This is a genomic window from Chryseobacterium sp. PMSZPI, assembly GCF_002835665.1.
GTDB lineage: Bacteria > Bacteroidota > Bacteroidia > Flavobacteriales > Weeksellaceae > Chryseobacterium.
The window spans coordinates 12448-25746 of the sequence record NZ_PIZV01000038.1; the positions used below are offsets into that span (position 1 = coordinate 12448).

The 13299-nt window shown below is 34.9% G+C and carries 13 protein-coding genes and 1 tRNA gene; 9 read left to right on the forward strand and 5 right to left on the reverse strand.

Annotated elements, in window-relative coordinates; translation table 11 throughout:
• Positions 1-13: 13 nt before the first annotated feature.
• Complete coding sequence (gene bshB1, locus CW752_RS08145; RefSeq protein WP_101239248.1) at positions 14-733, forward strand: bacillithiol biosynthesis deacetylase BshB1; 720 nt, start codon at positions 14-16, stop codon at positions 731-733.
• Positions 734-768: 35 nt separating this feature from the next.
• Positions 769-844: transfer RNA gene (locus CW752_RS08150), tRNA-His, on the forward strand.
• 585 nt (positions 845-1429) lie between these two features.
• Here CW752_RS08150 and CW752_RS08155 read toward each other — a convergent pair.
• Positions 1430-1765, reverse strand: a complete 336-nt coding sequence (locus tag CW752_RS08155) for a DUF3276 family protein (protein WP_027375472.1) — start codon at positions 1763-1765, stop codon at positions 1430-1432.
• A 99-nt stretch (positions 1766-1864) separates the two neighbouring features.
• Positions 1865-3526, reverse strand: coding sequence for an ABC transporter ATP-binding protein (locus tag CW752_RS08160; protein WP_101239249.1), 1662 nt, complete (start codon positions 3524-3526; stop codon positions 1865-1867).
• Between the two features lie 91 nt (positions 3527-3617).
• Between CW752_RS08160 and CW752_RS08165 the strand changes: the two genes are divergently transcribed.
• The 5 genes from CW752_RS08165 to CW752_RS08185 all read left to right on the forward strand — a co-directional run bounded on the left by CW752_RS08165 (position 3618) and on the right by CW752_RS08185 (position 7602).
• The gene (locus tag CW752_RS08165) at positions 3618-4523 is read left to right on the forward strand and encodes a transcription antitermination protein NusB (protein ID WP_101239250.1); all 906 of its coding nucleotides are present in this window, start codon (positions 3618-3620) and stop codon (positions 4521-4523) included.
• A 10-nt stretch (positions 4524-4533) separates the two neighbouring features.
• On the forward strand, positions 4534-5082 hold the full coding sequence (locus CW752_RS08170) for a DUF1573 domain-containing protein (RefSeq protein WP_228401678.1): 549 nt from the start codon (positions 4534-4536) through the stop codon (positions 5080-5082).
• A 10-nt stretch (positions 5083-5092) separates the two neighbouring features.
• Positions 5093-5458, forward strand: a complete 366-nt coding sequence (gene yajC / locus CW752_RS08175; RefSeq protein ID WP_101239251.1) for a preprotein translocase subunit YajC — start codon at positions 5093-5095, stop codon at positions 5456-5458.
• A 218-nt stretch (positions 5459-5676) separates the two neighbouring features.
• Positions 5677-6411, forward strand: a complete 735-nt coding sequence (locus CW752_RS08180; protein WP_101239252.1) for an SDR family NAD(P)-dependent oxidoreductase — start codon at positions 5677-5679, stop codon at positions 6409-6411.
• A gap of 345 nt (positions 6412-6756) precedes the next feature.
• Positions 6757-7602, forward strand: coding sequence for a mechanosensitive ion channel family protein (locus CW752_RS08185; protein ID WP_101239253.1), 846 nt, complete (start codon positions 6757-6759; stop codon positions 7600-7602).
• Positions 7603-7678: 76 nt separating this feature from the next.
• Here the strand turns inward: CW752_RS08185 and ligD are convergent, their stop codons facing one another.
• From ligD to CW752_RS08200, 3 genes are all read right to left on the reverse strand, one after another.
• Entirely contained in the window at positions 7679-9559 is a 1881-nt protein-coding gene (gene ligD / locus CW752_RS08190) for a DNA ligase D (RefSeq protein WP_101239254.1), read from the reverse strand.
• Positions 9560-9630: 71 nt separating this feature from the next.
• Positions 9631-10236, reverse strand: coding sequence for a DNA polymerase ligase N-terminal domain-containing protein (locus CW752_RS08195; RefSeq protein WP_101239255.1), 606 nt, complete (start codon positions 10234-10236; stop codon positions 9631-9633).
• Complete coding sequence (locus CW752_RS08200; RefSeq protein WP_101239256.1) at positions 10236-11021, reverse strand: Ku protein; 786 nt, start codon at positions 11019-11021, stop codon at positions 10236-10238. The genes CW752_RS08195 and CW752_RS08200 overlap by 1 nt, the downstream gene beginning before the upstream one ends.
• A gap of 144 nt (positions 11022-11165) precedes the next feature.
• Here CW752_RS08200 and CW752_RS08205 point away from each other — a divergent pair, with 144 nt between their 5' ends.
• Positions 11166-11738: a Crp/Fnr family transcriptional regulator gene (locus CW752_RS08205; protein ID WP_101239292.1), complete on the forward strand. Its 573-nt coding sequence runs from the start codon at positions 11166-11168 to the stop codon at positions 11736-11738.
• A gap of 260 nt (positions 11739-11998) precedes the next feature.
• On the forward strand, positions 11999-13270 hold the full coding sequence (locus CW752_RS08210; protein ID WP_101239257.1) for an adenylosuccinate synthase: 1272 nt from the start codon (positions 11999-12001) through the stop codon (positions 13268-13270).
• The last annotated feature ends 29 nt before the right edge of the window (positions 13271-13299 follow it).

A 13299-nucleotide genomic window follows, 5' to 3' on the forward strand; every position in this document is an offset into this window, starting at 1 on the left:
ATGATATCTATCTATGAAAACTGATATACTTGCTTTTGGAGCACACCCTGATGATGTAGAATTAGGATGTGGGGGAACTATTGCGAAAATGGTTTCAGAAGGGAAAAAATGTGTTGTAGTAGATCTTACCCGAGGAGAATTGGGAACAAGAGGTACAGACGAAACAAGGAAAGAAGAAGCCGCTGCTGCTGCCCAAATTTTAGGACTCTCTGCACGCGAGAATCTTGGAATGAAAGATGGATTCCTTGTCAATTCCGAAGAATATCAAATGAGGATCGTAAAAATGATTCGCAAATACCGCCCGGAAATCGTCTTGGCTAATGCAATTGATGATAGACATCCAGATCACGCAAAAGGAGCGAAATTAGTGTCTGATGCGTGTTTCTTATCCGGATTACGAAAAATTGAGACAGTAGAGGAGGGGGAAATCCAGGAAGTATGGAGGCCGAAACATGTTTTCCATTATATTCAGTGGAAAGATATCAAACCTGAATTCGTTATTGATATTTCGGAATTTCTCGATAAGAAGATTGCGTCATGTATGGCTTATAAAACTCAATTTTATGATCCCACTTCTAAGGAACCTGAGACTCCCATCACGACAAAAGACTTTTTTGAGAGCCTGACTTACCGTGCACAGGATTTAGGGCGACTATCGGGAGTTGCTTATGCTGAGGGGTTTACGTCTGAAAGATTAATTTCTTTGAAAAATTTTGACGGAATTGTTTGGTAGTTGAGGAAATTGTCCTATATTTGCACTCAGAAAACGGTGATTGTAGCTCAGTTGGTTAGAGCGTCGGATTGTGGTTCCGAAGGTCGTGGGTTCGAGACCCATCATTCACCCAAAGAAAGTACACTTTTTGAAAGTGTACTTTTTTATTTTACAACATTTCAAAAGAAAATAATCTTTTGTTTTCACATTCCAGCGAGAATTTTTTTCCTTTTATTTATCCAGATTCTTTATGACAGCACGTAAAAATGGTTTTTTTAAAATTAAAAAAGTGGGATCAGGCGCAAAAATTTGTGGACTAGGCAAAAAGTTAGGTTATCTGAAGAGAAAAATGTTCTGCCCTTTACGCCCCTAAGCTGTATTCTGTAGTTTTACAAAACGCAAAGACAAGAGCGATTCCCTATTGATGAGGAGGCTAAGAAAGCGACAAAGTTGCTGATGAAGCTGTATGGATATGCATGCGCTTAGAAAGAATCAATGAAGTTGATTCCAAACCTTTGCTTCCCTAAAATAATTCGCAAGAATACTGAAAACTTTGCGTTACATTTAAATGATATAGGTATAAATATTCCAACCTCCCCAACTTTTGAGACTGATCCAAAAAGTGTACTTTTTTCTTTTGGGTATTTTTCTGTGTGCCATTTTCAGACATAAAAAAAGCATCTTTTTCAGATGCTTGTGTTTTTAGATATTCTTTTTTTAAACTTCGTCGTCAGAATCGATTGTGAAAGATCTGCTTTTGAAGTCTTTGTCATGTTTTTCTGAAATTACATCCTCACCCTTTTCATTAATGATGAAATCTGTGGACTCATTAAACATCTCCTGGAAACTTTTAAAATCCTCTTTATAAAGATAAATTTTATGTTTCTCGAATGTGGCTTCCCCATTCTCTCCGAAATTCTTCTTACTTTCTGTAATGGTAAGATAATAATCTCCTGCTTTCGTCTCGCGCACATCAAAGAAATAAGTTCTTCTCCCTGCTTTTAACACCTTCGTGAAAATCTCATTTTCATGGCGTTCCTTGTATTCACTCATTGTTAGATATTTTTTAATCTTGTTAAGAACAAATATAAAAGTTTTCTTTTAATCACAAAATTTTTTTTATGATTTATTTAACAATTGAGAACGAAACGGCTATGCGGTTACAGAATTGGCAATTTCGGTAAGGTTGATAATTTTGTCTGCTTTTTGAGCGCTAGACTCTCTGTGTGTGATAATTATGGAGGTTGCATTACTGATTTTTTTGTCAATATTTTCAAGAATATTCTGCTCTGTTTCGGTGTCCAGAGCTGATAAAGAATCGTCAAAAATAATGATATTTGGGTCCTTAATCAGGGCTCTTGCAATACAAATTCTTTGTTTTTGTCCTCCCGAAAGCATCACTCCGCGTTCACCTACCAGTGTTTTATATTGTTCTTTAAATTCAACAATATTTTTATGAACATCTGCAATCCGGGCATATTCTATAACTTTTTCATGAGAAGGATGGTCAATAGCAAAACCAATATTATTTTCGATAGAATCGGAGAATAAATAGCTTTCCTGAGGAATGTATCCAATGAAATTACGATAATTGCTAAGATTGTGTTCTTTTAAATTTTTGCCGTCAATTAAAATTTCACCCTCACTAGGATCTATTAAACGGCATAAGAGTAGGGCAATAGTAGACTTTCCACTTCCTGTTTTTCCCATAATAGCCAGGGATTCTCCGGCTTTCACTGTAAAGCTTAAATTGTCTAACGCCCTGATGCCTGTATTTGGATAAACGTAAGAAACATTTCTGAATTCAATATCTCCTTTGATAGGGTAGGTTTCGAAGTTGGTATTAATGATTTCAGATTTTTTATCCATAAATTCATTAATTCTTTGCATAGATGCTTCTGCTCTTTGATTTACAGACGTTACCCAGCCAACCATGGAGAACGGGAAGATCAACGTGTTGATATACATGAAGAAATCAGCAATTTTACCTATACTTAATTGTCCGGCAATATACTTTTCACCGCCAATCAGAATGATGGCAACATTTAATAATCCGATTACAAACAAAATAATGGTAAAGAAATAAGCTTCCGTTTTGGCAAGGTCCAATGCCTTATTTTGATAATCGGTTACTTTAATCCCATAGTTTCTTTCAATATATTTTTCCCGTGCAAAAAATTTCACTACCCGGATTCCTGAAAAACTGTCCTGAACGAAAGTTGAAATGGCAGATTGGCTTTTCTGCATAATCTTCGACTTTTTGTTAATAATGGAACTTACTTTAAAAATGGCAAATGATAAAATAGGAAGTGGAAGCAGGGTCCATAAAGTCATGGAAGCATCTGTTTTTACCATATAAATTGCCGTAATCAGTACAAGAACTATAAGATTGGCCACATACATCACACCAGGACCAAGGTACATTCTTACGGCAACAACATCTTCGCTTAATCTGTTCATTAAGTCACCAATAGTAGTTTGTTTGTAGTCCGTTAACGATAAATCCTGATAATGTCTGTAAATTTTATTTTTTAGTTCATATTCAATTCTTCTGGAAGCAACGATGATAGTCTGTCGCATCATAAAAGTGAAAAATCCGGTTAGAAGGGAGCAGCCTACAATAATTCCGACATAGATCAAAACTTGTTGGTTGAAGCCAAGATTACCGCTTTTGGTAAGCTCATCTACAGATTTTCCTACAAACTGAACTTTATATATATTAAAAAAATTACTGGCAATGATGAATAATACCCCCCAAAACAAAAGTATTTTGTGTTTCCAAAAATAGGGGTTTAAGGTTTTTAGCGCTTTCATATAGTTTTACAAAATTACAAAAATGTCATCACACTACGAATCCCATCAATTTTAAATTTTGTATCTTTGCACGCATAAAAAAGCTCTTTGAATGTTAGGAAGACGACAAATCCGTGAAAAAGTAGTACAGTCAGTGTATTCTTATTATCAGAATCCTGTAAAGTTTGATGTTTTAGAGAAAAACATGTTCGCTGGAATAGAGAAAATCTATTATCTTTATATCTATCAGCTTAATTTCTTGGTAGGCTTAAAAGAATTGGCAGAACATCAGATTGAAATTGGAAAGAACAAATTTCTTAAAACTGATGCTGATATCAATCCTAACCAAAAATTCATCAACAACCAAGTATTAATAAAGCTGGAAGAAAATCCTGAGAGATTGTTTTTCACAGGTCAACACAAACAGCTTAAGTGGGACATGCATGATGATTTATTGGTGAAGACTTTCCAGAGAATTACAGCCGGAAAACGTTATCAGGATTTTATGAAAGAAGATCATTATTCTTTTGAGGAAGATCAGAAATTTATCGGAAAATTATTTTTAAGATATATTGCTGAAAATGAAGATTTCCATGATTATTTGGGAGACAAAGAACTTTCATGGTATGATGATATCCATATTTCAAACTCAATGGTACAAAAAACAATTGGTTTCTTGAGAGAAGATGAAGAAAGCAGAACTTTGATCAAAATGATTAAAGATGAAGATGATAAAACTTTTGCTGCTAAATTGTTGAAAGATACTTTGAACAATTGGGAAAATACAGAAAAGAAACTAGAAGAAAGATTAGAAAATTGGGATTTGGAAAGAATTTCTTTAATGGATAAAGTGATTTTATCAACAGCCATTTCAGAGCTTGACAATTTTGCTTTTACTCCTTCAAGAGTTATTATTAATGAATATATCGAGATTGCAAAAGTTTTTGCTACAGACCGTTCTAATATCTTCATTAATGGTATTTTAGATAAATATTGTAAAGATCAAAATAGAATATAAAATGAAATCTATGATTCGTAAACACATTTTAGAAAATATGAAAAACGTGAACAAAAAGACGTTATCAATTATCGCCTTGTCAATCATAGGCTTTGGTTTAGTTTCATGTAAAAAAGAAAACAAAGAAACTCAGAGCCCTGAAACTGTAGCTACGGATTCTACAGCTACTGCAGCTCCGGTAACAGCAGATTCTACTGTTTCAGCTCCTGTAGCAGGTGAAACTGCAGCTCCAGCTTCTAACCAGCCATCTACTTCTCTTGCTTTATCTGAAAGTAATTTCGATTTTGGAAAAATCAAGAAGGGAGATAAAGTAGAACATGTTTATGAAGTAACCAACACAGGAAAAAATCCATTAGTTATTTCTGAAGTAAAACCTGGATGTGGATGTACTGCTCCTGATTTTACAAAAGAACCGATTATGCCTGGTAAAAAAGGAAAAATTACATTGCATTTCGATTCTACAAGTTTCGATGGAAACGTTCAGAAATATGCTGACGTTTATGCAAACGTAGAGAAGTCTCCAATCAAATTAACGTTCACGGCGAACATTCAACCGTAATTTATAAAATATGCTAACATTATTTTTACAAGCACAGCCGCAAGGAAATTCATCAATGATGTTGATTATGATGGGTGTGATGTTTGTAGGGTTTTACTTCCTTATGATAAGACCTCAGATGAAAAAGCAAAAACAGGAGAAAAACTTTCAGGAAGAGCTGAAAGTGGGAACCAGAGTTGTGCTTACATCAGGACTTCACGGAAGAATTGCTCAAATTCAGGATGATGGTTTCGTCATTGAAACTCTATCAGGAAAATTGAAATTCGAAAAAGCGGCCGTTTCAAGAGAAATGACAGAGAGCCGTTTTGGAGATAAAGCAAAGACTGCTGATAAATCAGCTGATAAGAAAGAAACAGCAACTGAAGAAAAGAAATAATTCAGTCTGAAAATATTTAGCTGCGGCGGGTGAACGAAGTTCACCCGCCGCAGCTTTTTTATTAGCTTTTTCTTAACAATTAGGTGAAAATATAGACTTTAAGTACCTATAATTGTGTAGTGAAGAACCTCATAAGTCATCATAATCATCGGAATGTTTGTGTTTATTTGTGAGAACATTAGTGAAATTAATGTTTAATAAAAAATTACCTTTGCCGTATGAATCAAAGCACAAACAAAACTGTTCTCATTTTAGGCGCCAACTCAGACGTAGCAAAACAATGCATCATTCAATACCTTGAAAAAGGGTTCTCTGTAATAGCTGCTTCCAGAAATACAAAATCGCTGGAAGACTTTATTTCCTCCAATAACCTGGATCAGCAAAGAGTGAAAGTGTTGTATTTTGACGCCGCAGATTTTGATTCTCATCAACAATTTTATAACGATCTAACTGTAAAACCCCATATAGCTGTATATTCGGCTGGTTTCCTAGTGGATAATCAAAAGGCCCTGAGAGATTTTAAAGGTGCTAAACAAATGATGGAAGTCAATTATATGGGTGGAGTATCAATCCTGAACATTATTGCAATGGACTCTGGCAATAAAAACCTTGAACGCATTATCGGACTTTCTTCATTATCCGGAGTAAGAGGAAGGAAAAGTAATTTTGTTTATGGAAGTACAAAGGCAGCTTTTACACAATATTTAGCCGGATTAAGACAAGAACTCTTGTCCAGAAAAATAGTTGTGAATGCTCTGGTTATCGGCTATATCAGAACAAAAATCAATGAAGGATTGGAACTCAATGAATCTCTGATCATGGAACCTGACTATGTGGCCAAATTTATAGTCGACGCCGGAAGTACTTTTATTATTGTTCCTAATTTTAAATGGAAAATAATCTATCATATTCTAAGATTATTACCGGAAAGTTTAGCTGCGAAATTGCCGTAATATTTTCATTAAATCATAGAAATTGCTTAGTGTTATGCTTGTTTATTCACAATTTTATAGGAGTTATTTTTTGTAATAATTTGAGTTCGGTACTTTTTTTGTTAGTATAGGATGGACACAAAAAATTATTTCTTCTTAGTAAGATCCAATTTTAAAATGATCATTGAGTAAACAGAACAATCTGTTCTTTTATCCATCTATTACCCAAATTATAAAATACATTTACTTTAATCCTCAGGATTAGGGTTGATGCTGGATTATATTTACTCAATTTTATTTTTGGTTATTAATGTATAGAAATTAATCAATACCTGATATAAACACATAAAAATAAGTAGTAGAAAAATGGACGATTTAGAATTGAATAAGATTCAACAGCATTGGGATACTTTAATTTCTTCAGCTATTTCATGGGCACCTAGAATTATTACTGCAGTAGTTTCTGCATTATTAATCTATCTGATAGGATCATGGCTGATAAGAATGATAAAAAAGCTTGCTGAAAAAGGCTTTAAAAAGCGTAATATGGAAGCTTCATTACAACATTTCCTGTTAAATATTATCAACTGGGGACTTAATATACTACTTTTCATTGTGGTAGTAACCCAGTTAGGAGTACAAACCTCTGCATTTGTTGCGATGATTGGTGCTGCCGGTTTAGCTGTTGGTTTAGCATTACAGGGATCACTTACTAATTTTGCAGGAGGAATCCTTATTTTATTATTAAAACCTTTTAAAATAGGAGATTTTATTTCTACCAACTCCGGAGTGTCAGGAACAGTGCAAACTATTGATATTTTTCATACAAAGCTGATCACCCCACAAAATCAATTAATTGTTATCCCTAATGGAGTTGTTTCTAATAATAGTATTACCAATTTTACACAGTTGGGAACGAGAAGAACTTCTTTAGATATTGGAGTCGCTTATGATGCTGACCTTAGGCAGACAAAAGAGATTTTGATGAACGTTATTAAAAATAATCAATATGCTCTTGCAATACCTGCTCCACAAGTAATGGTGACTGAGCTTGGTGATAGTGCTGTAAATTTATCGGTAAGAGTGAGTACTTCTACGGATAATTTCTGGGCTATGAATGAAGAACTGATTATCGGGTGTAAAGAAGCTCTTGATAAAGCAGGTATAGGAATTCCTTTTCCGCAAAGAGATGTGCATGTTTATAATAAATAATCAACTTAAAAATTATATAGACTCCTGCTTTTATGCGGGAGTTTTTTTATTAATATTACTTTTAAAAAATATGCAATTATTCAATGTTTTGCAGCAATTCTAAGGTTTTTATCATGTCAATTCCCTTTCCGAGAACGGGTTTAAACAAATCTCCTTTTTTCTTTATTCTCTCCAAAGCATTTTCAATATTGAAATCAGTAGGTAATATTCCCGGTTTTAGTTCATCCCAATCTAAAGGTGTTGAAACCGAAGCTCCTTGCTTCGGTCTAAGGCTGTAGACACTAGCTAAAGTTTGTCCTGTCCTGTTCTGGAGATAATCAAGATAAATTTTGTTGTTCTCTCTTTTCTGTAAATTCCTTTCTAGCGTTGTAATCTTAGGGATTCTTTCATGAACCTGTTGCATGAGTAAATGAGCGAAATCCTTTACCTGGTCAAAATCATATTTTCCATCCATGGGAATATAAATATGGATTCCCGTGCTACCGGAAGTTTTACAATATCCCTTTATTTTGATGGAAAGCAAGACTTCATTAACCTGTAAAGCTGCTTCTATCACATCATCAAAGGTATTCTTTTTTGAGGGATCAAGGTCCAAAACAAGATAATCAGGGTGTTCCAGATCCGGTAATGAACTGTTCCACGGATTGAGGTCTATACATCCAAGATTATTTAAATAAGCCAATGTCGCTTTGTCGTTACAATATATATAATCAATGTATTTGTCATTAGATTCCGAATAAACTTGTGTCGTTTTTATCCAGTCCGGAATATGATCACCGGCGTCTTTTTGATAAAAACCTTGCTGCTCGATGCCGTTGGGAAAGCGGTTGAGAGAAAGCGGACGATTTTTTAAATGAGGTACAATAAATTCCGATATAGATTGATAATATGCAATAACGTCTCCTTTGGTAATACCATCTTTTGGAAAATAAATTTTGTCTTGATTGGTAATCTTCACAATATGTTTGTTTAAGGTGAGCTCTTTTTCTGGTACTTCCGTTTTTTTTGAAGATGCTTTGCTGTTCATAGCTTTTGATTTTTTGTTAATTGACTGATTCTCATTCGACGAATCTTGAACTTCTTCAGGCTCCTTATCTTCTCGCAAGGCAATAAAAACAGGATGACGATAGATTCCGTCCTTGGTAATTTCAGAATATTTGATTTCACAAACCAATTCAGGCTTTATCCATGTAACCGGCATATTGGTTTTAGGGGCACTTTCAAATGGGGAATTTTTGATCATTAGCTTCTGAAGTTTTTTGTAGACTTCTTTTAAAGAAACATTGTTGAAACCTGTTCCTGTATGTCCACAATAGATCAATTCATTATTACTATATTTTCCTAAGATCAATGCACCAAAACTTTCTCTTGATCCCCGGGGTTCTGTAAAGCCGCATATAATAGCTTCTTCTGTATTGGAGAATTTTATTTTCAGCCAGTCATTACTTCTATAGTTTTCAATATATGGGCTATCGGAGCGTTTGGCAATCATTCCTTCTAGCTTCATCTTTTTCATTTGATCAAAAAAAGCTTTTCCTTTTTCTGAAATATGATCACAATATTTAATTGTATCGGTTTCAATGAGAGCCTCTTTTAAAAGCTCTTTTCGTTGAATCAGTGGTAGTTCTTCCGTAGAATGACCATTGAGCCAAAGAAGGTCAAAAACCTGATAAACAAGAGCTAAATTAGGATGATCCCCGATTTGTTGTAAAAGTTGAAAACTAGGTCTGCCTTGATCATCATAAGCCACAATTTCTCCGTCAAGGATCATTTTATATTTCTGTTGCTCAAGATCCTGAGCCACTTTATCAAATTTTGATAAGAAAGAAATCCCGTTTCGAGAATAGAAGAGCGGTTCATCATGACTAAGATCGGCAATCGCTCTATAACCGTCCCATTTTATTTCGAAAATCCAATCCTTATCATCGAAAGCATTTTCCGAAAGCTTTGCCAGCAACGGTTTTGTAAAAGTTTTTAATTTTTTTTCGTGAGCTAAAGCATTAAAGCTTTTGAATCTTTTCTCTGAAGTTATGACTTCTTTTTTTCGCTTTTTTTCAGGCTTTTTTTTTCCTCTAAAAATTGAGTAACTAAGGATTTGGGTGAAGTGTTTTCTTCTGCATCATAGGAGCTTTCTGCAAAATCATCTTTATGTTTTATTAAAAGCCAGGCATTATCTTCGGTATTCTTCATTTTGACCAAAGCAAATTCACCTTTCAGTTTTTTGCCATGTAAGATGAATTTTAAAGAACCTGTATGTAATTCTTTGAGTAATTCCTTTTCATCCGAAAGTTTAGAATTTTCTTCTAAAGGTTCGTAAGTCCCACTATCCCATATTTCAACTTGCCCGGCACCATAATTTCCTTCAGGAATATTTCCTTCAAAATCTTTATAATCATAGGGGTGATCTTCCACCATCATGGCGAGCCGTTTATCCTGTGGATTCAGTGATGGTCCTTTTGGAACTGCCCAACTTTTCAGAACACCTTCCATTTCCAATCGGAAATCATAATGAAGCCTTGTTGCAGCATGCCTTTGGACTACAAAAATAAGTTGGTTTTTACTTTTTTTTGTTTTTCCCTTAGGTTCGCTGGTTTCATCGAATTTCCTTTTTTTATGATAATCTTTAAGAGCCATTAGGATGCAGATTTAGATTTAGAATGATTTAAACTGGCTTTTAGTTGGGCCATCAGGTCAATCACTTTACCTTCTTTTACAGGTTGAGCTTTTGGAATTTTAATATTTTTACCTTTTGCTTTCTGTTTGATGATCTTAAGAAGTTCATCTGAATAGGTATCTTTGTACATCGCGGGGTCAAAATCCTGAGACAGCTGCTCTATAAGGTTTACCGCCATTTTTAATTCTGCAGGTTTAGGAGCTTTATGAGCAGGAATTTTAAGATCTGAATAGTTTCTGATTTCCTGATCAAATCTCAGCCGATTCAGGACCAGTATGTCATCGTTGTATGGTCGTATCATTCCGATGGCTTCACTTTCTCTAAGGACAAAGGTTCCGATGCCTACCATCTTTGTTTCTTCAAGTGCTTTTAATAAAAGTCTGTAAGCGCTTTCACCATTTTTTTGAGGTTCCAGATAGTAGGGTGTTTCAAAATAAACACTGTCTACTTCTGCTTCTTTTACGAATTGATCGATAGAAAGAATCTTGGTTTTTTCCGGGCTTGCTGCTTCGTAATCTTCTTCATCAAGAACGATATACTTATCGTCCATGAGATAACCTTTAACGATATTTTCCCATTTTACTTCTTTTCCCGTATTTTCATTTACCCGCTTGAACCGGATGTTGGAAAAATCAGATTTATCGAGCATATCAAGATCCAATTTACTGGTTTCCGTAGCAGAATAAATTTTAACGGGAATGTTTACTAAACCGAAGCCAATGGCGCCATTCCATATTGCTTTCATTGTCTTACGTTTTTAAAAATCAAGCAATTAACATGCCGTTGGAGCCCGGTGTGGTACCTTTTGTAAGGCTTTTGTCAAATGACAATTGTTTTTATAGGTGACTTTTATATCTTTATCTTTCCACAATTTGTGGATAAAATAAATATGGAAGAACTTTTTAATTACATCAAAAAATTCGGAGTACTCAATACTCAGGACGAACTTTTAATTACCGAAGGAATTCAGGAAATTGCCGTACGGAAAGGTGAAGCTTTTGTAGAAGCTGGAAAAGTAAGTCAGCGAATTGCTTTTGTAAAAGAAGGAGTCTTCCGGTCTTTGTACTACAATAAGCAGGGAGATGATTTTACACGATATTTTATTTACGAAGGAAGATTTATAGGAGATTTTCAAGGTTTTACAGATCAGTTGCCGGCCCATGAAGACATTGAAGCTATTACAGATGCAGTATTGTTGGTTATTGATCTTAACCATTTTAAAAAACTTGAAGAAGAAATTGTTGTATGGCCTGTTTTGTTTGCCAGGATCCATGGTTTTGTCGCTGAAAACAAGCTTAAAGTTGCCAGTATCATGCTGAATCAGGATGCCAAATCGCGTTATATTCATTTTTTAAATCATTATCCGGGCCTTGCCAACAGAGTGCCACAATCCATGTTGGCTTCCTATCTTGGCGTCACCCCTTCATCGTTAAGCCGTATCAGGAGGAATATTAATGAATGATAAGTAATGAGTAATGATGTTCAGCCAAATAAATTAGCCAAACAAATTGTAAATATTCAATAGGGGCTTTAGCTCGTTCTGTCGTTTTAAAAATTTTCCATTAGCTTTAGCCAAAACTTCTAAAAATAATCATATTCAAAAGAATAACCGCGGGCTTATATTTATAAATATCCATATTATTCACCCTGTTTGTTTTTGTCAAATGACAATGGTCCATTTTTCAAACTACCATAGCTTTGTCCTGTAAAAATTTTTAAAATATGGATATTGTATTAGGATTGCAGTGGGGAGATGAAGGTAAAGGGAAGTTTATTGATCTTATCAGTGAAAATTATGACATTACAGCCCGTTTTAATGGTGGGGCTAATGCCGGTCATAGCATAGAAAGAAACGGAAAGAGGATTACGCTTAAAATGATTCCTTCGGGAATTTTTATGAAAGAGGTACAGAATGTAATCGGAACAGGAACGGTTCTGGATCCTGTAAGTTTTAAAAAAGAAATTCTAAACCTTCAGTTATTTGATCATACCATTCAACCTGAAAAAAATATCATTATTTCTAAAAAGGCACATCTGGTAATGCCTACGCACAAACTGTTGGATATTTTTATGGAAGAGAACCCTGAGTATACTACGATCGGAACTACAAAAAACGGTATTGCACAAGCCTATTCAAATAAAATATTGAGACAAAATCTGAGAGTAGGAGATATCTGGTCCCCGGATTTTCAAAGCAGAGCACAACATATCTTGTACAGAGATTATAAAATGCTGGAAGACGGAGGAATGATTGTTTTGCCTGCTTTAGAAGAAATCAGTAAAGAATTTTTTGATGCAGTAGATTTCCTGAAAAAATTTACTTGTACTGAAACTGAAATTTATCTTAATAATGCCTTATCAAAAGGAAAAAGGATATTAGCAGAAGGTTCTCAGGCTACCATGCTGGATATTGATCATGGAACTTATCCGTATGTGACTTCTTCATCAACTACTGCTGCGGGGGCTTGTAGCGGCTTAGGTATTTCTCCGAAAAAGATGGGAGAGATTTACGGAATAGCCAAAGCCTATTGTACAAGAGTAGGGAACGGTGCTTTTCCAACTGAACTGTTAGATGAATTTGGGGATGATCTCAGAATGAAAGGAAATGAGTTTGGTTCCAATACAGGCCGACCAAGAAGAATAGGCTGGCTGGATCTCCCCGCGTTAAAGTATGCTGTAATGATCAATGGAGTGACTCAATTGGTATTGACGAAAGCTGATGTTTTAAACGGAGTAAAGTCTGTTGCTGTTTGCACGCATTATGAATTGGAAGATGGAAGTCTTGAAACTGTTTCAGGAACACTTTCTGAAAACATCCGTCCGGTACTGAAGTGGATGAATGGTTGGAGTGCCGATTTTGTCAACATGAAATCTGGCTCAGAATTACCAGAAGAACTAAAAGAATTTTTATCGTTCTTAGAAGCAGCTTTGGAGATTCCTGTAACTTATCTTTCTACGGGTCCCGGAAGAGAGCAGATTTTAAAAATGAAATAGACAATAGTTATTAATTAAGATAAAAAAAG